General features: G+C 50.0%; 24 protein-coding genes. 15 read left to right on the plus strand and 9 right to left on the minus strand.

All coding sequences use genetic code 11. The annotated features are described in order from the left end of the window. Window positions 1–16: 16 nt before the first annotated feature. From terC to ACJHWR_RS23255, 4 genes are read right to left on the minus strand one after another with little or no spacing between them, the layout of a single operon-like run. Window positions 17–1,057 carry a tellurium resistance membrane protein TerC gene (gene terC, locus ACJHWR_RS23240; RefSeq protein ID WP_000255079.1) on the minus strand — a complete coding sequence of 347 codons (1,041 nt, stop codon included), beginning with the start codon at window positions 1,055–1,057 and terminating at the stop codon, window positions 17–19. 22 nt (window positions 1,058–1,079) lie between these two features. Continuing rightward, window positions 1,080–1,535, minus strand: a complete 456-nt coding sequence (locus tag ACJHWR_RS23245) for a tellurite resistance TerB family protein (RefSeq protein WP_000007448.1) — start codon at window positions 1,533–1,535, stop codon at window positions 1,080–1,082. Between the two features lie 22 nt (window positions 1,536–1,557). Beyond that, window positions 1,558–2,715 carry a TerD family protein gene (locus tag ACJHWR_RS23250; protein WP_001054787.1) on the minus strand — a complete coding sequence of 386 codons (1,158 nt, stop codon included), beginning with the start codon at window positions 2,713–2,715 and terminating at the stop codon, window positions 1,558–1,560. Beyond that, on the minus strand, window positions 2,715–3,296 hold the full coding sequence (locus ACJHWR_RS23255) for a TerD family protein (RefSeq protein ID WP_042634303.1): 582 nt from the start codon (window positions 3,294–3,296) through the stop codon (window positions 2,715–2,717). The genes ACJHWR_RS23250 and ACJHWR_RS23255 overlap by 1 nt, the downstream gene beginning before the upstream one ends. A gap of 323 nt (window positions 3,297–3,619) precedes the next feature. Here ACJHWR_RS23255 and ACJHWR_RS23260 point away from each other — a divergent pair, with 323 nt between their 5' ends. The 13 genes from ACJHWR_RS23260 (at window position 3,620) to ACJHWR_RS23320 (ending at window position 17,028) form a co-directional block, all read left to right on the plus strand. Continuing rightward, the gene (locus ACJHWR_RS23260; protein WP_001035162.1) at window positions 3,620–4,678 is read left to right on the plus strand and encodes an ATP-grasp domain-containing protein; all 1,059 of its coding nucleotides are present in this window, start codon (window positions 3,620–3,622) and stop codon (window positions 4,676–4,678) included. Window positions 4,679–4,687: 9 nt separating this feature from the next. Further along, the gene (locus ACJHWR_RS23265; protein ID WP_001285478.1) at window positions 4,688–5,830 is read left to right on the plus strand and encodes a phosphoribosyltransferase domain-containing protein; all 1,143 of its coding nucleotides are present in this window, start codon (window positions 4,688–4,690) and stop codon (window positions 5,828–5,830) included. Next, window positions 5,823–6,596, plus strand: a complete 774-nt coding sequence (locus ACJHWR_RS23270; RefSeq protein WP_001040059.1) for a hypothetical protein — start codon at window positions 5,823–5,825, stop codon at window positions 6,594–6,596. Before ACJHWR_RS23265 ends, ACJHWR_RS23270 begins: the two co-directional genes overlap by 8 nt. A 1-nt stretch (window position 6,597) precedes the next feature. Beyond that, on the plus strand, window positions 6,598–7,677 hold the full coding sequence (locus tag ACJHWR_RS23275; RefSeq protein ID WP_001182411.1) for a cysteine protease StiP family protein: 1,080 nt from the start codon (window positions 6,598–6,600) through the stop codon (window positions 7,675–7,677). Continuing rightward, window positions 7,677–8,633, plus strand: coding sequence for an HpcH/HpaI aldolase/citrate lyase family protein (locus tag ACJHWR_RS23280; RefSeq protein ID WP_000797366.1), 957 nt, complete (start codon window positions 7,677–7,679; stop codon window positions 8,631–8,633). Before ACJHWR_RS23275 ends, ACJHWR_RS23280 begins: the two co-directional genes overlap by 1 nt. 10 nt (window positions 8,634–8,643) lie before the next feature. Then, the gene (locus tag ACJHWR_RS23285; protein ID WP_000506887.1) at window positions 8,644–9,852 is read left to right on the plus strand and encodes a DUF4236 domain-containing protein; all 1,209 of its coding nucleotides are present in this window, start codon (window positions 8,644–8,646) and stop codon (window positions 9,850–9,852) included. Window positions 9,853–9,869: 17 nt separating this feature from the next. Next, a complete protein-coding gene (terW, locus tag ACJHWR_RS23290; RefSeq protein WP_001176767.1) occupies window positions 9,870–10,337 on the plus strand; it encodes a tellurium resistance protein TerW in 468 nt (155 codons plus the stop codon). Window positions 10,338–10,799: 462 nt separating this feature from the next. Further along, window positions 10,800–11,438, plus strand: coding sequence for a vWA domain-containing protein (locus ACJHWR_RS23295; RefSeq protein WP_024179285.1), 639 nt, complete (start codon window positions 10,800–10,802; stop codon window positions 11,436–11,438). A 22-nt stretch (window positions 11,439–11,460) separates the two neighbouring features. Continuing rightward, window positions 11,461–12,102: a TerD family protein gene (locus ACJHWR_RS23300; protein ID WP_000116681.1), complete on the plus strand. Its 642-nt coding sequence runs from the start codon at window positions 11,461–11,463 to the stop codon at window positions 12,100–12,102. After that, the gene (locus ACJHWR_RS23305; protein WP_001253658.1) at window positions 12,102–12,740 is read left to right on the plus strand and encodes a vWA domain-containing protein; all 639 of its coding nucleotides are present in this window, start codon (window positions 12,102–12,104) and stop codon (window positions 12,738–12,740) included. The genes ACJHWR_RS23300 and ACJHWR_RS23305 overlap by 1 nt, the downstream gene beginning before the upstream one ends. An 85-nt stretch (window positions 12,741–12,825) precedes the next feature. Continuing rightward, window positions 12,826–13,866: a TerY-C metal binding domain-containing protein gene (locus ACJHWR_RS23310; protein ID WP_001253653.1), complete on the plus strand. Its 1,041-nt coding sequence runs from the start codon at window positions 12,826–12,828 to the stop codon at window positions 13,864–13,866. After that, complete coding sequence (locus ACJHWR_RS23315) at window positions 13,866–15,503, plus strand: PP2C family serine/threonine-protein phosphatase (RefSeq protein ID WP_000081622.1); 1,638 nt, start codon at window positions 13,866–13,868, stop codon at window positions 15,501–15,503. Before ACJHWR_RS23310 ends, ACJHWR_RS23315 begins: the two co-directional genes overlap by 1 nt. 25 nt (window positions 15,504–15,528) lie before the next feature. Beyond that, window positions 15,529–17,028: a helix-hairpin-helix domain-containing protein gene (locus ACJHWR_RS23320; RefSeq protein ID WP_001284313.1), complete on the plus strand. Its 1,500-nt coding sequence runs from the start codon at window positions 15,529–15,531 to the stop codon at window positions 17,026–17,028. 166 nt (window positions 17,029–17,194) lie between these two features. On the opposite strand, the gene ACJHWR_RS23325 is transcribed toward ACJHWR_RS23320, so the two are convergent. Together ACJHWR_RS23325 and ACJHWR_RS23330 are read right to left on the minus strand one after the other, a co-directional pair. Next, window positions 17,195–18,277 carry a hypothetical protein gene (locus tag ACJHWR_RS23325; RefSeq protein ID WP_001232449.1) on the minus strand — a complete coding sequence of 361 codons (1,083 nt, stop codon included), beginning with the start codon at window positions 18,275–18,277 and terminating at the stop codon, window positions 17,195–17,197. Between the two features lie 360 nt (window positions 18,278–18,637). Continuing rightward, window positions 18,638–18,850 carry an Hha/YmoA family nucleoid-associated regulatory protein gene (locus tag ACJHWR_RS23330; RefSeq protein ID WP_001285422.1) on the minus strand — a complete coding sequence of 71 codons (213 nt, stop codon included), beginning with the start codon at window positions 18,848–18,850 and terminating at the stop codon, window positions 18,638–18,640. Between the two features lie 170 nt (window positions 18,851–19,020). Between ACJHWR_RS23330 and ACJHWR_RS23335 the strand changes: the two genes are divergently transcribed. Continuing rightward, window positions 19,021–20,196, plus strand: coding sequence for a tyrosine-type recombinase/integrase (locus ACJHWR_RS23335; RefSeq protein WP_000795947.1), 1,176 nt, complete (start codon window positions 19,021–19,023; stop codon window positions 20,194–20,196). Window positions 20,197–20,217: 21 nt separating this feature from the next. Here ACJHWR_RS23335 and ACJHWR_RS23340 read toward each other — a convergent pair whose 3' ends face one another. The 3 genes from ACJHWR_RS23340 to ACJHWR_RS23350 all read right to left on the minus strand — a co-directional run bounded on the left by ACJHWR_RS23340 (window position 20,218) and on the right by ACJHWR_RS23350 (window position 23,007). Then, the gene (locus tag ACJHWR_RS23340; protein WP_001805195.1) at window positions 20,218–20,562 is read right to left on the minus strand and encodes a hypothetical protein; all 345 of its coding nucleotides are present in this window, start codon (window positions 20,560–20,562) and stop codon (window positions 20,218–20,220) included. Window positions 20,563–20,587: 25 nt separating this feature from the next. After that, window positions 20,588–21,310, minus strand: coding sequence for a PAP2 family protein (locus tag ACJHWR_RS23345; protein WP_039003037.1), 723 nt, complete (start codon window positions 21,308–21,310; stop codon window positions 20,588–20,590). A 71-nt stretch (window positions 21,311–21,381) separates the two neighbouring features. Further along, window positions 21,382–23,007, minus strand: coding sequence for a phosphoethanolamine--lipid A transferase MCR-1.1 (locus ACJHWR_RS23350; RefSeq protein WP_049589868.1), 1,626 nt, complete (start codon window positions 23,005–23,007; stop codon window positions 21,382–21,384). A gap of 125 nt (window positions 23,008–23,132) precedes the next feature. Here ACJHWR_RS23350 and ACJHWR_RS23355 point away from each other — a divergent pair. Next, a partial coding sequence (locus ACJHWR_RS23355) for an IS1 family transposase (RefSeq protein ID WP_097491765.1) occupies window positions 23,133–23,188 on the plus strand: 56 nt, incomplete at its 3' end.

The following is a 23,188-nucleotide window of genomic DNA, read 5'->3' on the forward strand; positions in this document are numbered from 1 at the left end:
TTAACACTTCAGGGGATCAGCTCCCCTTTTCCTCAGATTCAGGTTTGCCCGGGAACATGACGCTTGCGAGAATGCCCAGCGCCAAAACACCCAGTACAACATACAGGCTGGTTGTCGCCGCGATGCTGTAACCATGATGCCAAATGTGATCGGTCGCATTCAGGCCCAGTTTTGCCGCGATGAAGAACAGCAGCACGATAACGGCCTTCTCCAGATGAACCAGGTACTGTTTCAGTGCTTCAAGGACAAAGTACAGAGTACGCAGGCCCAGGATAGCAAACATCATGGCACTATAGACGATAAGCGGTTCACGACTGACGGCAATGATTGCCGGTACCGAGTCAAACGCAAACATAACATCCGAGAGTTCAACCACGGCCACACACAGGAACAGAGGGGTCGCATACAGCGCCGCCTTTTTACCACGGCCAATGGTGACATCGCTGTTTTCTGGTTTCGCCAGTTCGGCATCCACTTCCTTCTGGTTAAGCAGGAAAGCATGACCTCTGAGCTTCGGCCAGATAGGGAAGAAGCGTTTAACCATGCGGTAAGCCAGATGCTGGGAATAATCCTCAATTTCATCATCGTCATCACCGCTTTTAAGCATCATGACCGCCGTCCAGGCGACGATGATAGCGAAGACAACTTCAACATACGGCCCCAGACTCAGCAGGCTCGTACCGATGGCGACAAAGATGCCCCTGAAGACGATGGCACCAATGATCCCCCAGTAGAGAACACGGTGGCGGTAACGATCAGGAACGGCGAACCAGGAGAAGATGGCCATCATGACAAACAGGTTGTCGACCGACAGCACTTTCTCCAGCGCATAACCCGTTACAAACAGGCTGGCAACCTCAGCACCGTGGTGGATGTAGAGGAAACCGGCAAATGCCATCGCAACCACAACCCAGAATACGGACCAGAGCGCCGCACTCTTCAGGGAAATGGGCTTGTCATCACGGTGCATAAACAGGTCAATAAAGATGGCACCGACTGAAAGCGCAATGAAAACAATGACCGTTTCAGTCGGGAAGCCGATGTGTGTGGAAACCATATTTTACCCTTAGGGATGTGGATCAGAGGCCAAATTCAGCCGGGTCGAAGCCCAACGCGATAGCGATCTCGCGGGAGGCCAGTTTCTCGTCCTGATCGAAGTTACCGTCACTTTTCGCAACGGCAATACCAACACGTAAGGCCAGCTGAGCGGCCTCAGGCTGATCTTTCAGCGCCAGGATGTATTTCATGGTTTCGCCCTTGCCGATTTCAACATCGAAATCGAAGCTTGAAACCAGTTTATTGAAGAACTCGATCACCTCATTGGTATCGAAGACCTTCAGCTCTTCTGAAGAGCGAAGAAAGCCCATCATTTTCTGCTTTTCTTCCGAACTCACGCCGTCACTCGATACGGCAATACGGGCACATACAGCAACGGTGCCGTGCATAAATTTTTTGTTTTTGAAACGACCAACCTGGCGGGTCAGTTCGTCCCGGCCAGAGTTAATGGCACCTTTTACCTTGTCGAAAAAGCTCATACCTGTTTCCTTTGTTGCTGTGTTATTTAGAACCGGCGCTCCAGCGAAATCCCCAGCCAAATGCCCGGTCCATTTCGTCCTGGCCTTTGAAGTACTGGTTAATTCGCTCGACTTTAATTGCGCCGTTTTCGTTTACGAGTCTGGCAATGGCGCACAATGTGCGACGGTTTTCACCTTCGGTCAGGCGGGTCTCAATGGGCGGTTGATCCGGCACATGAATGGTGACCACACCATCAGTCTTGTCCCAGCTGGGAACACCTTCATAAATAAAGGCGTAAATCAGCACTTCGCGGATATGCTTCCATTCACGTCCATTGATATGCAGCCACTCGCCGTCTGATACATCACCCGTCCGGTCATCGCCCTTGAGCTGAACATACGGTTCATCGCGATAATTACCGAATGCATTACCGAGCGCCTGAATGACCGATTTATACCCGTCCTGAAGCTCAACAAAGGCCCCCAGATCCAGGTCGATTCCTTTGGAGCCGAACATGCCTGCAAAGCCTGATTTGCCGCTGCCCCGGTGCCAGTTCAGGTTGATCCGGATTTCACCGAAGTTATCCCGTTTGGTCAGGCTGATTGCAGGCTTCTCTTTTGTCAGCGATACCTTGCTCAGGCTGATTTTTGTCTCAACTGGCGGAGGGGTTACAACCGGAGGAGTCGGGGCTGCGGGAGCCGGTTCGTCGGCAATATTTACGCCGAAATGCTCTGCCAGCGGTTTAAGTCCACCGTTGAACCCCTGCGCAACGAAGCGGAATTTCCAGTCATTATTACGACGGTAAAATTCACCCAGAATTAAGGCTGCTTCCTGACGGCCGCTCAGTTCGACACTGCCGCTAACCAGGCCGGTAGCCCCTTGCTCCACGTCGATGGAAAGATTACGAAGACCGGACACCGTCTGCCCACCGTCACAGGTCACGGTGAACGCAATTTTCTGGACATCAGGTTTCAGCCGGTTGAGCGCGACAGTAAAGGTTGAGTACTGGCCTTCACTGACCAGGCTGACGGTACCATCATCGTTACGTGGCTGACCATAAAACACCATGTCCGCATCACCCTGCACCTTCCCGTCGGCATACAGGCGAAACGCCGAAGCATCCACCTGGCCGCCCGAGGTGATCCGGACCCGCAACTCCTGGGCTGGAACGGGGGCATTGCCCCCCGGCGTCAGGTTCATTAGCGAATAACCGCTGAAACGATATCGGAGTGCATATCGTCAATTGTGCGGCCGCGACAGGCATGGCCAAGGGCGGTAAAGTCCCAGTTGCCGTTATTACGGCGCAGCGAAGAAATAACGATCCCGGTATGTGAGCCCTGCTCAGTCAGCTTGTAGCGAGCCAGCTCTTTGCCGGTTTGATCGACAACGCGGCAGAACGCGTTTTCGACGTCATTGAACGACTGACCACGGAAGCTGTTTACCGTAAACGCCAGGTATTCAACGTTTGCAGGCAGTCGGGAGAGGTTGACCTTAATCACCTCATCGTCACCGTCACCCTCACCGGTCAGGTTATCGCCACTGTGCACAACAGCGCCGCAGGTGGATTCCAGTTTGCGGAACCAGATGGTGTCAATTGTTTTACCGGTGCTGTCCATTAATACGCAGCCAGCATCGAGATCGATTGAGTCGTTGCCTCCAAACAATCCTCCAAGAAGACCTTTTTTCTTAACCGGATCCCAACCGAGACCGAATTGAAGCTGGCTTAATGCTGAAGATTCTTTGCTGAGTGATACCGTCTGGTTCTTACTTAATGAAACCATGTTTTATTCCTTAAAATGGTAATGACCGAGACAATCAAAGGTATATTTAGTAACTGACGAAGAAAATCATATCATGATGAAGTTCTCTGACAAGGGAAATTTTGGTAGTTTTCTTCAAAAACACAAAAATAAATCCTTTTCATGGTGTTCATTTTTCTATTTTTAATTTAAATATCAATACGTTATAAGGCACTAAAAAAAACACTGACGCACTCCATAACCACTGAAGTTATTAATCATATTATGATTGACATGTAGCGTAGACACTCATAGACTCACTTCTCAATCATAAATTTGCATGGCGTTCCGGATAATTAAAAAAAATGAACAAGAAAATTTGGTTTATGGAAGGTTTGTCCTCCCAGCGAGATATTATTCAGGGGGTAAAATCATTTGCACAAAAAAATAATTTTGCTATTACCGTATTTGCCTCCCACCGTAACGAAAGACATGAAATTCTTTCCGTTGCCGATTATTCTTTGACTGAACCTGAAGATCCTCAAAAACGTCTTCAGTTTATTCAGGAAACCATTCAGACCTACGGCATCCACCATATTCATACTGGCCGTAACAGCCAGTGGTTTGAAGAACACCGTTCAGCCATTGAATCGACCGGAGCCACCCTTACTACCGGTGCAACAGGCGTCGACTGGTTAACTCTGGCTGACGAAAAAGTTACTTTTGCTCAGTTTATGGAGCAAAACGGGCTCCCGGTCGTACCGTCCTGGCGGGTGAATACGCTGGCAGAATTAAAGACGCACCTCGCGGCCCCGCCGTTCTCGGACAGCCCGGTATGCGTGAAGCCGGTGACGGGTATCTATGGCATGGGATTCTGGCGCTTTGATGACAGTGCTTCGCCCATGGCCGTCTTTAATCATCCCGAACATCGTCTGGTCAGTCCGCAACAGTATATTGCAGCAGCATCGGCTTCTGAGTCGTTTAAACCCCTTGTTTTGATGCCGTACCTGCCAGGCCCGGAATTTTCCGTCGATATCCTCGCGGATAAGGGCGAAATACTCGCAGCCGTGGGACGCCGTAAGGAAGGGGCTATCCAGTATCTGGTAAACGAAGGAAGCGCCTGGGAACTGGCTTGTGACTGCGCCCGGGTTATGAAGGCCGACGGGCTGGTGAATGTTCAGACGCGAAACGATGTGAATGGCAACCCGGTGCTGCTTGAAACCAACATGCGTCCGTCAGGCGGGGTGGGTTATACCCTTCACAGCGGGGTGAACCTTCCCGGGTTGTTTGCTGCCTTTAAGCTCGGTCTGATGTCTGAAGATGCGGTGATCCAGAGCGCCAGAAATACCTTTTCTCCGGTTGCAGTGAGATCCATCACAGATGTCATCGTTTACCCGGAATCACTCTCTAACCATCTGAATTAAGGCGTGTTTATGTCTGATACCCTCGAAGATATGATTTATCGCCGTACCCTCTCATGCGGTACGATACAGGTAACCCGCGACCAGGGTGATGTTTCGCTCGATGACCTGTTTGATATCGCTGAAAGACGTAACCCGAAACGCGCCTTTCTGTTTGTCAGCAAAGTACTCGGCAGGCACATTCCCGTGCCACCCTCAGTCATGCGGCAGGCCTACAGACAGCTTGCCAGCCAGTTCCCCGCAACGCTGACAGGGCCCGTACTTTTTATCGGTATGGCTGAAACCGCCGTTGGGCTAGGGGCCGGTGTGTTTGATGAAGTGCGCCACCAGCATCGTGAATCTGTCTATCTGACCTCTACCCGTCACCCGGTTGATGGCACGTTACTTTGCGAGTTCAAGGAAGAACACAGCCACGCCACCGATCATCTGATCTATCTGCCAGATGATGAAGAGAAAAGACGTCGTGTTACCAACGCACGAACGCTGGTTTTGATTGATGACGAGGCAACCACCGGTAATACCTTTATTAACCTGCTTTCTGCCCTGCGTAATACCGGCAAGCTTCAACATATTGAACAGGTTATCGCCGTTACGCTTACCGACTGGAGTAGCAACGCCCTGTCGGAGCGCACATCCTTGCCCGTCACTTCGGTTTCGCTTGTAAGCGGTCAGTGGGGATGGACCCCATTACCTGATGCACCTGTCCCGGACATGCCGAAAGTCAACGTAACTTCACGCGGAGAATGGGACATCCTGGGAAAACAGTCCTGGGGTCGACTGGGGATGCTCGCACCTGCGGCCGATCTCGGCCATGAGGTCTCCGTCCGCAAGGGGGAACGTATTCTGGTTCTCGGGACCGGGGAATTCGTCTGGGAGCCGTTCCTGCTTGCTGAACGGCTCGAAGCTGCCGGAGCACAGGCACTTTATGGTTCGACCACCCGCTCCCCTATCGCCGTTGGTTATGCCATTGAGTCCGCCATTTCCTTTACGGATAACTACGGGCTGGGCATCCCCAATTTTGTCTATAACGTCGCCCACCAGCAGTTTGACCGTATTCTTGTGTGTACTGAGACACCCGCAGAAAGTATTGACACGCAGCTTCTTAAAGCCCTGGCTGAGGTTGCGCCCGTCGTGGAGATTGTTACCTATGAATAAACCCGTTGTTCTGAGCGACCTTGACGACACGCTCTTTCAGACCCGTCGTAAAATGGTGGACGAGCTGGCCCTGGAGCCATTCCGTACCGGTGCCGTTGATCGCACCCTGAATCCACGAAGCTTTATGACGGAAGAACAGTCCATGTTGGTGGACTGGCTCCTGGAGCAGGCTGAACTCATACCTGTTACCGCCCGGGGAACTGAAGAAATCAGCCGCGTCCGGATCCCTTTCCACTCCTGGGCAATCACCACGCACGGGGCCGTCATTCTCACGCCTGAAGGCAAACCCGACGAGGAGTGGAAGGCCCATATGCTTGGCCAGCTGGCTCCCTACCAGGAAAAGCTGACATCGATGCAGCGTCTGATCACTGAAATGATGGACGCAAAAGGGATCAATGCCTGGGCAAGGCTGAACTTCGAATACGGTGAAACGGCGGTTTATATGGTGATGAAGCACCGCGACAGCACCCGCCTTGACGAGCTCAATGCCATTGCAGATGAGATAGAAACGGTGTTTCCGACCGAGGGCTTCTACATCCACCGCAACAGTAATAACGTGGCCTGGCTTCCCACCCCGGTTGAGAAAGGGCTGGCCGTCAGATGGCTGCTTGAAAAACTTCGGGCTGAACGCGGAGTCTTCCCCGTAATTGGCCTGGGCGACAGCCTGAGCGATCATCGTTTTATGAAACTGTGCAGCTGGTTTGGCATCCCGCGTCAGAGTCAGTTTGCAGATGCCATTTCACAGCGAATTTTTGGAGAAAATTAAAATGCAGCCACATGACACATTTACCGGCTCATACCAGCCCGGTGACGTGGAATTTCTGCTAAAGCCGGTTGTCATTGAGATGACGCCGGTTGAGCAAAAAGAAGAGCTGATTCAGTCAGGGAAGAAACATTATTCGGACATGCTCAGTCAGGAGCCAGCGCCAACACAATGGCATCTTGATTTGTTTCACCGGGCGCTGGATCGGGGCGCAGAGAGACTTGCAAAAGAAGTCACACAGCTCGCTATTGCTCTGGCCAAACGCTTTGGTGATGAGCCCATTGTACTGGCCAGTCTTGTCAGGGCTGGCGTGCCGCTCGGCGTTATGCTGCACCAGGCCCTGCGTGACATGGGGAAAACCTCATGGCATTACGGTATCAGCATTATCCGGGATCGTGGAATTGACGGTGCAGCCCTCGACGTCATTGAAGAGCGGCATGGTACCAGCGGTATTGTCTTTGTTGACGGATGGACAGGTAAAGGCGCAATTACCGGAGAGCTTGTACGCGCACTGAAAGATCGCCCGGGCTATCCTGAGCAGCCGCGACTGGTTGTCCTGGCCGATCCCTGTGGCTGCTCCTGGCTTGCAGCCAGTGATGATGACTGGCTCATTCCTTTTGGCATCATGGGTGCGCCGGTGTCAGGCCTGATCTCCCGGTCAGTGTGGTCCTCTGAAGGATTACACGGGTGCATGGTTTGCGAGCATCTCAGTGAATTCGAATGCAGCCGGATGCTTGTCGATACCGTCGCTCATTTCCGTAAGAAGTTAACCCCGTCATCCCTCGCTCCCCTGAGCTGGAATACGGAGTCAGCCCGGATCTTATGGCAGACAAGTCGCGACGTTATCGCGTTCCTGGCCGATGAATTTAAAGTGGACAGCGTCAATCGTATAAAACCCGGTATTGCTGAAGCAACCCGGGCTGTATTACGTCGGGTACCGGACCATGTATTTGTGCGTTCTATTGACGACCCGGACGTTGCCTTGCTTGTAGGGCTTGCTCGTGAAAAGGGAATAGTTGTTACAGAAATGGGGGGAACCCTCGGCCAGTATCGGGCTGTAACCATTATCAAGAAGGTACTTTGATGAAAAATCGTCTTTCTCCCTGGAATCTGGGAGCCACGCTATACATGCCTGCAACACGGGAAGATATTGCTGATGCCGTCCTGCACGGGAAAATCCCGGGTTTGCGCTCTCTGGTGATTTGCCTGGAGGATGCTGTCAGTGAAGCAGACATCCCCGTCGCCCTCAAAAATCTGGAGCACCTGCTGCACGAGCTCAGTAACAGCATGCATAGCCTGGGTAAAAATGACTGGCCTCTGGTGTTCATTCGCCCCCGGCATGCCGAAATGGGCAGATGGTTAAAAGCGCATTATGATCTTTCCGCTGTCGACGGGTTTGTGTTGCCGAAATTTACCCTCAGTTCGTTAGCTGAATGGTGGGATATCATGGGCGGGACTCACCTGTGCATGATGCCAACGCTGGAAACAGAAGACGTCTTTGACGTGGTTCAGATGCGGGAGCTGGCCACCCGTCTGGTGGAACATCCCTGCCACGACCGCATTATTGCGCTTCGAATCGGCGGCAACGATCTTATGAACGTTGTGTCGCTTCGCCGTCCCCGGGACCTGACGCTGTATGACAGCCCGATGGGCTACGTCATCAAAATGCTCGTTTCGGTCTTCGGCCCGCGTGATTTTGCCCTGACCGCGCCCGTATGTGAGCATATTGACGATCATGCCGTAATGGCCAGAGAGCTGGCTCTTGATATGGCACATGGGCTTGTTGGGAAAACGGCCATTCACCCGGGTCAGATAGAGGTCATTCAAAACGCGCTGATGGTCACTCAGGGTGAGCATTCTGACGCTCTGCGGATCCTGAACTCTACCCAGGCCGTGTTTAAGTCGCAGGGAGCAATGTGTGAACCCGCCACACATCGCCGCTGGGCGGCTGGCATTCTGGACAGAGCTCGTTTTTATGGGTTACAGAACGAGCAAAGCGCTGATGGAATCAGATTACTTACCGTGACCCAGCATCATTAAGGAAATCATAATGGGGTTCAGATTCAGAAAGTCGATCAACATTATTCCTGGTGTTCGCCTCAACCTGAGTAACGGTGCACCGAGCCTGAGTGTCGGGCCGAGAGGTGCTTCCGTTTCTTTTGGAAGCCGGGGGACCTATGCCAATCTGGGCTTGCCCGGTACCGGGCTGAGTTACCGTACCCGGCTTGATCGGGCCGCGCGTTCCGGAGGTGGGAACCGGACGGCTACCGACCCGGGGCTCAGACAGGCGCTTGAGGAGGAAGCCGCTGATCTCATGTCAGCGGTGACCGCAATCCGTAATATTCACGAGCTGACGCCGGATCCTAAAACAGGCATCAGCTGGGCAGAGCTGGAAGCAGTATACCTGCATAACAGAACGTCGCCTTTTCAGGTTCCGGCACCGGTGCGTCCAGAAAAGCCAGACTATCTTGCATTGCCGGAAAAGCCTGCCGAGAGCGAAGGCATTAGTTTTCTGGGTAAATGGTTTGAATCGGAATCAGCTAAAGCTGAGCGCCACGCCGAAAATCTTCGCCGGTGGCAGCAGGAGCTGATTGATGTGGAGCGTGAGAATACCCTTCGACAGCACCGGTACCAGCAACAACGGACGGCCTGGGCCGAACAGTATGCAAACTGGAAGTTTGAGGCTGAAGAACATGAAAAACGGCTCGCCACGGCTCAGGCAGATGCCCGGCAGCAGTTCCGGACAGACGCCGCTTTTTTCGAATCATACCTGGCGGGTGTGCTGGCAGAAACTGAATGGCCGCGTGAAACGCTTGTTGCATTTGAAGTAAAGCCGGAGCTATCAGCAGTCCTGCTGGATGTTGATTTAGCTGAGATTGAAGATTTCCCTGATAAGATTTACGGCGTTAATGCCCGGGGCACGGAGCTGACGGAAAAAGCCATGACGCAAAAAGCCGTACGCGAAAACTATGCCCGCCACGTCCATGGCTGCTTGTTCCGCCTGGTCGGTATCGTTTTACATACGCTACCGTTCGACAACGTGATTGTGTCAGGCTTTACGCAACGGGTCAGTAAGCGGACCGGCTATCTGGAGGATGAGTATATCCTGTCCTGCAAATGCAGTCGCAGCCAGATGTCGTCAGTAAATTTTGCAGGCTTAGAACACATTGATCCGGTTGAAGCGTTAGGCGATCACCCGGTTATTCGAAAGATGAGCAGTACCTTCATTTTTCAGCCTATTGAACCACTAACCCTTTAAGCAGGCTAAATCTTACGATGCAATTAAATACCAGACAGGCCCGGATTTTTAAGCTTGCCAACTTACTGGGCACCGGCAAGCCCGTTTCCGCTGCCGACATTATAACCAGTCTGGAATGCTCAGAGCCGACATTAACCCGGGCACTCAAAGAGCTACGCGAGTCATATTCTGCGGAGATCAAATACAGCAAGGCAGGTCATTCCTACCATCTCGTTAATCCGGGCCAGCTGGATAAAAAGACCCTTCGCCGGATGAATGAAGCGCTCGCACAGAATGCTGAACTGAAAACCGGTGAGTCCACAGGGAAGGTCGTACTCGATAAGGATAAAAAAACAGCCGTGTCATTATCGCTACGCATGCGGATTTTAAGAAAAATTGACCGTCTGGCTGCGCTGAGTGGCTCGACCCGAAGTGAAGCGGTAGAGAAGCTGGCTCTGCACTCCGTTGATGAACTGATAAAAGAATACAGCGCTAAAAAGTCCTGACGCTAAATCTCAGACCGGGGTGAAAACCCCGGTTTTGTCATATTTCACCTCTGTATCTGCGTGACGGAGTTTTGATCTATTCTCCTCCCGCAATGTCAGCAGCGCCTTTCTGCCTACAAAACCTGGTGTCTTGACATCCTCTTGTGCTACACATCAATCTTTGGGCGATTTACACTCCATTCATGCAGATCTGTGATGTATGATGATTTTCATACATAAGAAAGTTTATTTTTGCCGGAGTTTTTTTCAGAAATTTATATTCCAGTACGGTCTGAATTTTTTTCTCTGATAAGAGGCCATTCACATGTCGGTAATTCAATGGTGGTTAACTTATTTCTTTAATGCCGCTTCTGAGTATTTAATCTCCACCCGACAGATGTCGTGCCGTTTTATCAAATCTACAAACTCTGGCCTCTTCCTGAAACTACTCTCCTCTTCCGATCTCTTAAGAAGGAATTACATTTGAGACGCTTACCCGTATATCTGCTACTCGACACGTCCGGCTCTATGCACGGAGAGCCTATCGAAGCGGTTAAGAATGGCGTTCAGACGCTGCTTACCACGCTGAAACAGGATCCGTATGCACTCGAAACGGCTTACGTGTCAGTGATCACCTTTGATTCTTCAGCCCGACAGGCAGTCCCCCTGACAGACCTCCTGAGTTTCCAGATGCCAGCACTAACAGCCAGCGGCACCACCTCTCTTGGCGAAGCGCTTTCCCTCACGGCCAGCTCCATTGCCAAAGAAGTACAGAAAACGACGGCTGACACTAAAGGTGACTGGCGTCCCCTTGTATTCCTGATGACGGATGGAAGTCCGAATGATGACTGGCGTAAAGGCCTGAATGACTTTAAAGCGGCCAGAACCGGCGTTGTTGTGGCATGTGCAGCCGGGCATGATGCCGATACCAGCGTCCTCAAAGAAATCACTGAAATCGTGGTTCAGCTCGATACAGCTGACAGTTCGACGATTAAAGCTTTCTTTAAATGGGTCAGTGCGAGCATTTCGGTAGGCAGTCAGAAAGTGGAGTCCAGCAAAAAAGAAGTGATCGGTCTTGAAGACCTGCCACCGCCGCCGCCAGAAGTAAACGTGGTCTTATAATTTTATTAATTAAGGGGATGTCATGTCTGTCAGTCTGAGCAAAGGCCAGGGCGTAAGCCTGAAAAAAAATGAATACGATCTCTCGTCCGTTACTATCGGCCTGGGTTGGGATATTAATGAGGAAAAGAAAGGTTTCCTCGGCGGGATCTTTGGTAAAAAAGAAGAAGAATACGACCTTGATGTGATCGCTTTCCTGTGTAATTCAGCCGGAAAGGTGACCGATCTCGGCAATGTGGAAAATGGTAAACCAACGCTTGTGAATGGCGATATCATCTTTTTCAACAGCCTTCGCCATAAGTCAGGAAATATCTGGCTGACGGGCGATAACCGAACCGGAGCCGGTGATGGTGACGATGAGCAAATTATTGTGCGCCTGAATTCCCTTGACGCTCAGTACGAGAAAATTGTGTTCATCGTTCAGATCTACAATGGTGAAAAGCTCCAGCAGCACTTTGGTAAAGTTCAGAATGCCTTCATCCGGGCAGTAGATGCCCGTAATATTGAAATGGCACGATTCGATCTTTCTGGCGGACCCGCCTTCGCCAGCCAGCGCTCCATGGTTTTTGCCGAGCTGATACGCGAGGCTACAGGCTGGAAACTCAGGGCAATTGGTGAGCCTTCAGAATCAGATTCGTTTGTCTCGCACCTGAGGAATTACATGTGATGCGCCGCCTGCCTGTTTACCTTGTTATCGACACATCCGGCTCGATGCGCGGTGAGTCCATCCATTCCGTTAACGTTGGAATTCAGGCGATGCTTAGCGCTCTTCGCCAGGATCCCTACGCCCTCGAAAGCGTTCATATCTCCATTATCACCTATGACAATGAGGCGCGTGAGTTCATTCCTCTCACGCCGCTGGAAGACTTCCAGTTTTCTGACATCGTTGTGCCAAGCGCAGGCGGGACGTTCACCGGTGCTGCCCTTGAATGTCTGATGCAGTGTGTTGAACGGGATGTACGTCGCTCAGATGGTGATACAAAAGGAGACTGGCGTCCTCTGGTATTCCTGATGACTGATGGAACCCCTTCTGATGCCCTGGCGTACGGTGAAGCGGTAAAAGCGATTCGCGGCCGGGGATTCGGATCCATCATTGCCTGCGCCGTTGGTCCTAAAGCAGGCCATGAGCACTTAAAACAGCTCACCGATAAGGTTGTGTCTCTGGAGACGCTAGATTCAACCGCGTTTGCAGGTTTCTTTAAATGGGTATCGGCCAGCGTGTCTTCCGGCAGCACAAGCGCGGGGATCAATAACGGAACTGATACCCTTCCCCCTCCTCCACCAGAAATCCAGCTGGTGCTCTGACAGACAGAAAGGTGCTGCTTTCCGGGCAGCACCTTTCTGTACAGCAACGTTTTCTGCTGGCCGTACCAGCCGTACGAGGAAAATTATGAGACGCCTTCCCGTGTTTTTTGTCCTGGACTGTTCAGAGTCCATGATTGGTGAAAACCTGAAAAAAATGACTGATGGTCTGCAAATGATCATCGGAGATTTAAGAAAGGATCCACACGCACTTGAAACAGCCTGGGTTTCGGTAATCGCATTTGCCGGTGTAGCCCGTACGATTGTACCTCTTCACGAAATTGCCTCGTTCTACCCTCCCCGCCTTCCCGTTGGCGGCGGTACGAGCCTTGGGGCCGCATTGCGTGAGCTGACCGTACAAATTGATACCCAGGTCAGAAAAACCACTCATGAGGCTAAAGGCGACTGGAAACCCGTCGTGTATCTCCTTACCGACGGACGTCCGACTGACGACACAACCGCAGAAGTGAAGCGCTGGAAGGATCACTACGCGAGTAAAGTGAATCTCATTGCCGTTGGCCTGGGGCCGTCAGCGGACCTGAATACCCTGCGGCAACTGACAGAGAATGTCATGCTGTTCACCGAGTCTCAGGAAGGGGACTTTACCCGCTTCATCAAATGGATCACAGCCTCGGTTACGGCGCACAGCCGCAGCGTCGGAGACGACAAACAACCTGAGCTCAGCCAGACTGAATACATAGTCCGGCTGGCCAAGGACGAGCCAGTAAAAGCGTACGACGAAAACTGCGTTACGCTTACCGGCCGTTGCAGCAAGACCCGTCGTCCGTATCTGATGAAGTATGAACGGCCACCAGCAAGGATTTCCGGGCTCGATTTCAGCCTGAACCTGAACAGCTTTAATATTGCCGGATGCTATCCCATCGATGAAGACTATTTTGCATGGTCAGATGCCACCGCTACCGGTTTGCAGGTAAACACCAGCGAACTGCATGGCGTACCGGGTTGCCCTCACTGCGGTAATGCCAGTGCGTTTGCCCTGTGCTCATGCGGAAAATTGCTGTGCATTGACGGCCCGGATGACGTGATCTGCCCGTGGTGTGAAACAGGTCTGTCATTCAGCAATGATGGCGGAAACACTAACTTCGACGTAAACAGAGGGAGAGGTTGATGTCGCAAAATGTTTTACTTGAAGAGAAGATTATCCGCTTAGTGCTGTCTGAGCTGGGCCACCCTGTAGAAGGTGAGCGGCTTTTTCTTCTATCGCACGACCCTTCCCTTACTGAAGAGATTATGCGGCTTAAAGAGCGGATTGAGAGCCTTGCACAGGGTTTATCTGCGCGGGTTAGCGAAGGTTATAACGACGCAGAGATCGCCCCCTCGTCAGCATCCAGCCTTTCCGATCAGCAACAAACGGTCGTAAGTGATGCTGATAACCCGGGCATTGACGCTACCGATACACCATTACTGCAACCCCTGCCAGAAAATGAACCTCATCCTCCGTTCTGGAAGCTGATGCCTTATTACGAATTTGATAAACCAGCACAGAGGGAAGACGAAAACCTGTCTTCCCTGGTATTAAAACCCGGGCAGATACCGACAGGCCAGCAGCGGGCCGGATTAGCTGTGCCACCTGCCGTTCCCCCGAGAGCTAAAATAGTTATTCCCAACGCCCGCGCAGGCGAACGTTTCTCTTCGCCGGTTGCTATAGTTCTGGATGAGGGCCAGCAGGCTACTGTCAGGGACGTTGTCTTTCCCAGGAACATTGGCCTGACCTTTGACAAAGAGCATAAGTTGCTGACAGGTACACCCACCGAAAGCGGCGATATAGAGCTTTCAGTACTCTGGTCATGCGCTTCGCACGACGAATGCGAAACAAAACAGCTTTTTATAGTCAATCCCGATCCGAGAAGCCTGTGGAAGGTGGTAGAGCCACCAGCAGACGCTTCCTACCCTAAGTCCCATCTGGACGCTGCTGGCCTGGTCAGGGGTGACATACGTATTGCTGCCGCCAGTCGCCGGGGACGATCTCATGAGCATGCCGGGAGCTTCAGAGATGACGACTTCTATATCAACCACTGCCAGGAAACAGGATGGTCTGTCATGCTGGTCGCAGACGGGGCCGGTAGTGCGGTAAATTCCCGGGAAGGCTCCCGGATTGCAGTCCAAACGGCTGGCGATTACCTTTTCAATCAGCTCAGTGGTTTGAAAGGCGTCCATCTAAAGCAGCACATCACGGCGTGGGAAGGGAGCGATCAGCAGGCAACCATAAACGCCATGCTTCATCATTTTAAACAGGCAGCTACGCTCGCGGTCAACAGTATCCAGAACGAAGCCATTTGTGCAGAACAACCTGTGAAATCCTATTCAACAACCCTACTGGCAACTGTAGCGCTACGAACTGATAACGAGCTGTTTGCGGCTGCATTCTGGCTTGGTGATGGTGCGATAGGTGCATACAGCCCTTCCGGTAAAGTCAGGATACTGGGAAATCCCGATAGCGGAGAATACGCAGGACAAACCCGCTTTCTTGACCAGAGCATTATCGCAGACCCCTCGTTTAGCGGCCGCATCAGCGTGGGTAAATGGAATGATGTATCTCACTTGATCCTCATGACAGATGGCGTATCAGACCCTCTGTTTGAGACAGATAACGGGCTTCGCAGTGACGAAAAATGGACCCGTCTCCTTGATGAGCTCATCCCTGTCCTTACAGACGCCAGTATTGCGCCTGAGAGGTTAGGCGACTGGCTTAACTTTTTCTCCACAGGGAACCACGATGACCGCACTATTGCGGTGTTGTGGTAAGGGATACGCTTCTTCGGTGATCAATATGGCAAATATTGTTACGTGCAAAACAAAGGACGGCGAAACAGTCCAGTATGTTGACGAGGTAATTGGTTCGGGCTCGATGAAGGATGTTTACTTCTCGCCTGATAAATCATACGTCGTCGCTTTTTATCATAAACCGCAGAACGAGCAGGCCCGGGATCGGATTGATATGATCACCGGACGCTACAGGCAAAACATTTTTGGCCAGTCCGGAGGTGAATACTGGAAGGACCTGTTTTGCTGGCCGACCCACGTTGTTGAGCATGGGGATAAAATCGGCATCGTGGTTCCAACCTACAAAAGCTACTTTTTCTTTAAATACGGCTCTAAAAACGATGATTTTCTTGGCATAAAAGGCCGTGAAAAGGAAGGCAAATGGTTTGCCAGCGCCAGCAACCAGAATAAATTTCTCGACCCACGTGAACGAGGCAATACGCTTACCTATCTCAAGGTCTGTCTGCTGCTAACAAGAGCCGTCAGAAGGATGCATGCGGCAGGTCTCTGTCACAGCGATCTAAGCTATAAAAACGTGCTTATCGATCCAGAAATGGGACATGCCTGCATCATTGACGTAGACGGCCTGGTTGTCCCTGGAAAGTATCCTCCCGACGTCGTGGGCACCCCGGATTTTATCGCTCCGGAAGTGGTGAAAACCAGCCATCTTTCCAAAGAGGATCCGAACCGCGTATTGCCAAGCATTTCTACTGACCGTCATGCGCTGTCGGTGCTTATCTACATGTATCTGTTCTTCCGTCATCCGCTACGTGGCGGAAAAATACATGACATGTCGGATGAAGTACGTGATGAGACCTTATCTATGGGTGAGAAGGCACTCTTCATTGAACATCCGACAGACAAAAGCAATGCAGTCAAAGTCAGTCAGCTATCCTCCTTTTCACTGCCCTGGGCTGACCCGGAGAAAATTCCTTACACCATCATGGGCCCTTATTTGACGCCTTTGTTTGAACGCGCCTTTATTGATGGCTTACACGATGCCAATAAACGCCCGACCGCCGATGAGTGGGAAAGTGCCCTGGTTAAAACAGTCGATCTGATACAGCCCTGCCAGAACAAGGCGTGTGAACAGAAATGGTACGTTTTCTCAGGTAAGACAAAGCCGGTTTGTCCCTACTGCGGTACGCCATACAAGGGTAAATTACCGGTTCTAAATTTATATTCATCCCGAAAGGAAGGCAGTTATCGTCCTGACGACCACCGGTTGATGGTGTGGAGCGGGCAGTCAATCTATGCGTGGCATGTGAATCGCCTCATTGCGCCAAATGAGCGCACAACCGATGCACAAAGGAAACGAGTTGGGTATTTTGTTTTCCATAACGATCAGTGGTGGTTAGTAAATGAAGGCATAAATGGGCTTATGTCATTACCGGATAAACGACAGATTGCCATTGGGGAAAAAATTGAACTGACGAATAACGCTCAGTTTGTTCTGTCAAAGGAGGAAGGCGGCAGGCTGGTCGTCGTTCAGTTAGTTGAAAACTAACGGACGCCCATTACGACTAAAACGTTCTGGCAGCATACTGAACCTGTTTAATGAATCACTATATTAAGCAGTGTCAAATTTAAGCTGCCAGAAAAAACTGACTGTCTGTGCCGGATATGCGGTACACCGCCTGCGGCAAGGGTTTAATGCGCAAAGCCCAAGTTATTTATAAAAGTGAATAATTTTGTGACTCTACCCTGCCGCTCTTCTTTCCAGTGTCATGGTTTTTAACATCTGAAATACTGACATTGTTAAGCCGGTGATTGTAAAAGGCGATGCGGACAATCTCATGAAGATATTCAAGTTCGTTTTGTGTCAAGGACTGGCCTTCCTGGGTTTTTGAAATCATTTCCTGCCAGCAGATCAGTCTTTCGTAACTGACATGTTCGCTGTTTTCCAGGCAGTGCAACCTGAAATAGCGAAGGAACAAAGGAAATTCATCGGTCTGAGCGATGTCATAAGCCCGAACCGTTAACCGACACAGACATACAATCGTATCCTGCTGTAACCTGACTAGCGCGTTATGACTGCCCGGAAGGATATCAGGCAATTTCATCTTACAGTCAGCAAGGCGCTGAAGAAGAGGCCCTTCCTCTGAAGGCTCCCGTCCCCGATACTCCTGAAGAGGTTCAGATTCAAGTTCATGCATTAATGGATGATATAGCCATTCCCGGGAACTGGTCTCATCAATGATCAGGCTTTCAATGCACTCACTGTATGTTGTTTTACGTCGCCCGAGCTGCACCTGACTGATTTCATATTCAATATCAGGAAGATCGATACGCAATGCGGCAACTCTTTCGGAAGGATGAAGATGGTCAAAGGTTAACTTCTCTGAAATGCTGCGATCCCTGTCCAGAAAGACGGCCACACATAAATCATTAACCTTTACGAACAGATCAGCTGTGCCTCCGAACATACTGCCGCTTCCACTAACCTCATTCAGTGAAACCGGCCCACCATCGTCGCCAGCGAGAAGATTTGGGAAACCAAGAACCTGGTGCTCGTTGATGACTTCAATAATCTTTCCCCGGATGGCTTCCATCAGACCATCACAGTCACCGGCTACAGCTGTACTGTGTGAGAAATGCCAAAGCTTGACCTCCCCCTGCTTTGCTAACAGATCAGTTTTGCAAGCGGGGCAGATGCAGTTACAGTCAATACCCCGGCTGACCTCTGTAATATCTAAAAAGAGTCCTGATTCTCGCTGGAGTCCAAATGGAATACCAAATGTATAACTCTTACGCATGGCTGCACCCCGTTTTTGATAATGATTCAAACTATATCCGAAATAACGGAGGAGGATTTCTGTAAAACGTATTAAAAGAAATGATTTTTCCGTCTTCCAGATTAATGTTTGACAAAAATCAAATGAGAGCCTTACAAATATTGAGAGAGAAGTTTAGGTAAAGTAACTTTTATCACTTCTAATAAAATGAAGGAGAATATCGGATGTATTTAGCAGTGGGCTTGGCTTATGATTAAAGTTTTTCTCCGAACTTAATAAACAACTTTAAAAGACAGGCTATTACAATGCCTTTAGCCCCGAAAGGGGCATAAACTATTTTCAAATCTAGGCACAGTCTTTTTGTTGTGCCAATATTAATAATTACTCGCGAACAAAGGTCCACACACTCGCAGGAACTTTGTCATATAACTTTTTCATTGTCAGTTCGGCTTTACGATGATCATAAGCACCAGAAATTTCAAGAGAGGCGACACCCGAGTTTTTTTCACATAACCTTTCAAATACTTTTTCGAGCGTTTCGAACGAACTACACTTACGGAATTTCATTAAATAAGACTGCTTTGTGTCAGACATAATCAACCTTCTTTAGACAGGCCTCAACTGGCCAGGGATAATCTTAATATCATTTTTCACTTAAGCCTAACGATTTCACAACCTTTTTCGTTGTTTCCACCCTGTTCATAACCAGGTACATGAGTGCTAAAATGACCTGTAATTAAAACCAGTGTATCCCGGTGAGCAGGATGAAGAATCAATCAGTGATCAGACAGTTTTCGGAAAGCGAATTGCATCAGCAGCTGGAAACGTTCGGCAACCATGATAAACAGCTTTCACGCTTGATCCGTTACTTTTCCCATCTGAGATACAACACTGCTAAAACCTATCTGCACTGGCTACGAGTATGGAACGAATGGTATCTGGCGAATGCCCGGTTGCATACAGACTGGCCAGTAAGTTCGCTCCCCGTGTCTGAGGACGCTCTGCTTGCGTTTATGGGGCATCTTGAAGGCAAATTGTCACGAAGCAGCATAAACAGCTGTCTTCAGGCCTTAAATAGTATCCATAAAAAAGGGCTTAACCTGCCCGGGATTATTACGTCTGAAGCATGGTACATGCTGGAAGCCTTAAAACAATCGGAAGCCCGGAAGCGAAAGACGACTAAACAGGCAACTCCCTTTCTTATTGGCGATCTCAAGGCTCTGATAAAGTTACGCAGTACTACAAACTCAGTTCGTAAACTTCGTGACCTGTGCCTGATCTGGACAGGCTTTGAAACACTGCTCCGTTCATCCGAAATTCGACGTATACGTCTGAAAGATCTGTCTCTGGATAGTATGACCGGTGAATTTAACCTGACGGTATACCGTACAAAAACGAACATTAGTACACTTCTTACCTACCGGCTGACACGTCAGTTAACTAACTGCCTCTTGAGATTGATGAACCTCGTGAAAATGGATCAGCACAGTCATCCGGATGAATTCCTTTTCCAGGCCGTAAATTTCCATGATACAGGCTATATGCCACCCGGCTGGAAGCTTCGGAGTAAGGGGAATGAGCTATCTGAACTTCTTAAAAGGCATAACCTACCCTATCGTGCTAAGCAAAGTCTTCTGAACGATGAAGATGAAGAAGACACTGTGGACGATGCCGGTATGCTCAGCAAAAATTCCCTTTTACGAGCATTTAAAGAGATGTGGAATGAGCTTTATCCAAATGAGACTAAAACTCGTTACTGGACAGGGCACAGCGTTCGTGTAGGCGGAGCGATACAGCTAAATATTGAAGGTTACTCGCTACCACAGATTATGGAAATGGGGAACTGGTCGAATGAAGAAATGGTTATGCGCTACATTCGTAATATTGAAGCTGGTAAAAAAGCAATGATCAAGCTTATGCGAAATGCCTTTGATGAATAGCGCCCTCACGGGCGCATAACTTTATTTTTTCTTGAACGGGTTAAGTCTGGTGAGATTAGAGAGTGCCCCTCCCGGAGGCAAAATTCCCGTTCTTTTATATTTGTACACGCCATTTAATTTCATTGTCTGGATTCCAAGATTAATAAGCGTGACAAGTTTAAGGGTATACAGAAGTGTAAATTGTGGAGCAACCTGAATAAAAACCAATAACAAGCCTGCACACATTACACGTAGCCATGCCGCGTACTCCATGCTCAGCGGACGCTTGAAATAGAATCTTTCGAGCAAATCAACTGTCTTATTACTGATCCACGCCGCCGCCACGGAGAGTAACAACACGATGCACACCATAATGCCCAGTTCCATTTTCACTCCCTTCTCTTTTAGCCGATTAAACTTGTTCACCCTTCTTAAAAAACACCCACGCAAGCCCTGCCGACATCGCCCACGCAAGCATCATCGACACCACCGTATGGCTCAAAAAATGATCGCCAATAATCATCTTATAGCAGCCCATCGCCCAGCCCAATGCCATCACCACGATGATGATCGCACCACGACGGCGGCGCAAACTTGGCGCAAACGCAAAGGCAAACAGCGCAAATCCGCTACTGGCATGCGCCGCAGGAAAGCACTTATCAGGAATGGTGTTACGCATACTATCAAGCATCGGCAAATACGGCAGCGTACCATCAAAAATCGTCAAATGCACAGGGCAGACCACATGAGTATATGCCTTCAATGACGCGACAACTGTCGGCACTAGGATCAAAGTCAGCACCAGATACGCAAGCTCACGCACGCGAAATTTTGTCACTGGGACAAGCCACTTGGCAGTGATAGCATTGCCCTTTTTCTCATGATAAGCACGGCAAATGGTCGCAACCAGCAAGTAGATCAGCATCGCCATCAGCAGCTTTTTTAGTCCAGAATACAGTAGCAAATCTGGCAAAAAAGCTTGCTTGGCAACCATCCAATGCCCCATACCCAGATAAAACCAATCAGCGACCATCAGATCAATCTGACTGTGCTCAAGGGTCAGCGTGGCAACGATCGCCATGACAAGAGCGATACTCATCTCAGCAAGTAGGCGTTTATTTGATAAATACGGCATAACAAACCCCACCCCACCGCCCATAATACGAATGGAGTGTGCGGTGGGTTTGGAAAAAATACAGGGAGAAATCAGCGGATGAATGCGGTGCGGTCTTTGACTTTGTCCGCGGTGACATCAAACAGCTTTAATAATGTCGGCGTGATCGCGTCATGGGTCAGGACGGTATCGGTTGCCATTGGCGTGATGCCAGTTTGCTTATCCGTCCAGAAAAATGCAGGCACACTGCGCTGTTCTTTTGGTGCAAAGGCATTTGGCATACCATGTAGATAGACACCGTTCTCACCCAGACTTTCGCCATGATCGCTGACATACAGCATTGAGACATCATAGGCATTGCTGTGCGTCTGCAGCCACTGGATACTTTGAGCGATGAAATCATCGGTGGCAAGCAAGGCATTGTCATAAGCATTGATCAAGGACTGATGTTCGCACTTGGCAAGCTCATTACCTTCACACACTGGCGTGAATTTGGCAAACTTTTCATCATATCGCTTAAAATACGCAGGCCCGTGATTGCCCATTTGGTGCAGCATGATCAGCATATCTTTGCCGTTATTGGCAGCGACAAAGTCATCTAAGCCAACGAGCATACCGACATCGCGGCATTCGTTATAAGGATTGGTGTTGCAGATGGCGTTGTTGGTCGCGGATTTATAATCGGCAAATTGCGCTTTTGGCAGCTTATCCATCACGCCTTTTGAGTCCGAATTATTATCACGCCACAAGATACTTACGCCCAAGCGATCCAGCGTATCCAGCACATTTTCTTGGTATTTGGCGGTATCGACATCATACTCATCCGCGCCCAGATAGCTGAACATACACGGCACAGAATACGCCGTCGATGTGCCGCACGATGTGACATTGCTAAAATTGGTCACGCCATCGATCTTGGCAAGCTGTGGGAAAGTATCGCGCTCATAGCCATTGAAGCTGACATGATCGGCGCGTGCCGTCTCACCGACGACGAACACCACTAGGCGTGGCTTACGCATATCAGGCTTGGTTGCTTGTACCGCGTCTTTGGCGTGATAAATGGTATCTTTTGGCGCACTGGCTTTTTTATACTCAATACTGGCAAGCTTACCCACCGAGTAGATTGGCATGATCGGATTGACATAGCTACGCAGCGGCTTATGCACGCGAAAGAAACTGGCATAATGACTGCTGAACGCCACCACAGGCAGTAAAATCAGCGCAAGACTTGCCACGATCAAGCCCAATCGGCGCATCAAACCCTTGCCCCAAGTCGGATAATCCACCTTAACAAAAGCCACAAGCAAACTTGGTAGCACACCCAAACCAATGATACGCATGATAAACGCTGCGTTTAATAGATCCTTGGTCTCGGCTTGGTCGGTCTGTAGGGCATTTTGGAGCATGGTCGTATCATAGACCGTGCCATAAGTGTCAGTAAAATAACTGGTCACCGCGCCCATGATTAATAGCAAAATCAACACAGGCTTTAGCACATAGCGATACGATGATAACAGCGTGGTGATCAGTAGCATCGCGCCAAAGAGCACGACAGCGATCGTCAGCACAAAGCCGAGATTGTCCGCGATGGGATAGGTTTGGCTGATTTTATCAAAAAAGGTAAGATTGGCGGTCGCGGTCAAGAAAACGGCAACACTCGCCACAAGAACAAACGGACTGACCGAGCGTCGGTACCACACAGAAGTATGCTGCATCATGAGAAACTACTCAAAAAATAAACGGTGGGATAATTGCGGCAATTATACTGCAATTTTTTAAGAAATCCAGGGTGATGCTGCCAACTTACTGATTTAGTGTATGATGGTGTTTTTGAGGTGCTCCAGTGGCTTCTGTTTCTATCAGCTGTCCCTCCTGTTCAGCTACTGACGGGGTGGTGCG

The sequence above is a fragment of the Escherichia sp. WS568 genome (assembly GCF_046486085.1).
In the GTDB taxonomy this organism is placed as follows: domain Bacteria; phylum Pseudomonadota; class Gammaproteobacteria; order Enterobacterales; family Enterobacteriaceae; genus Escherichia; species Escherichia coli.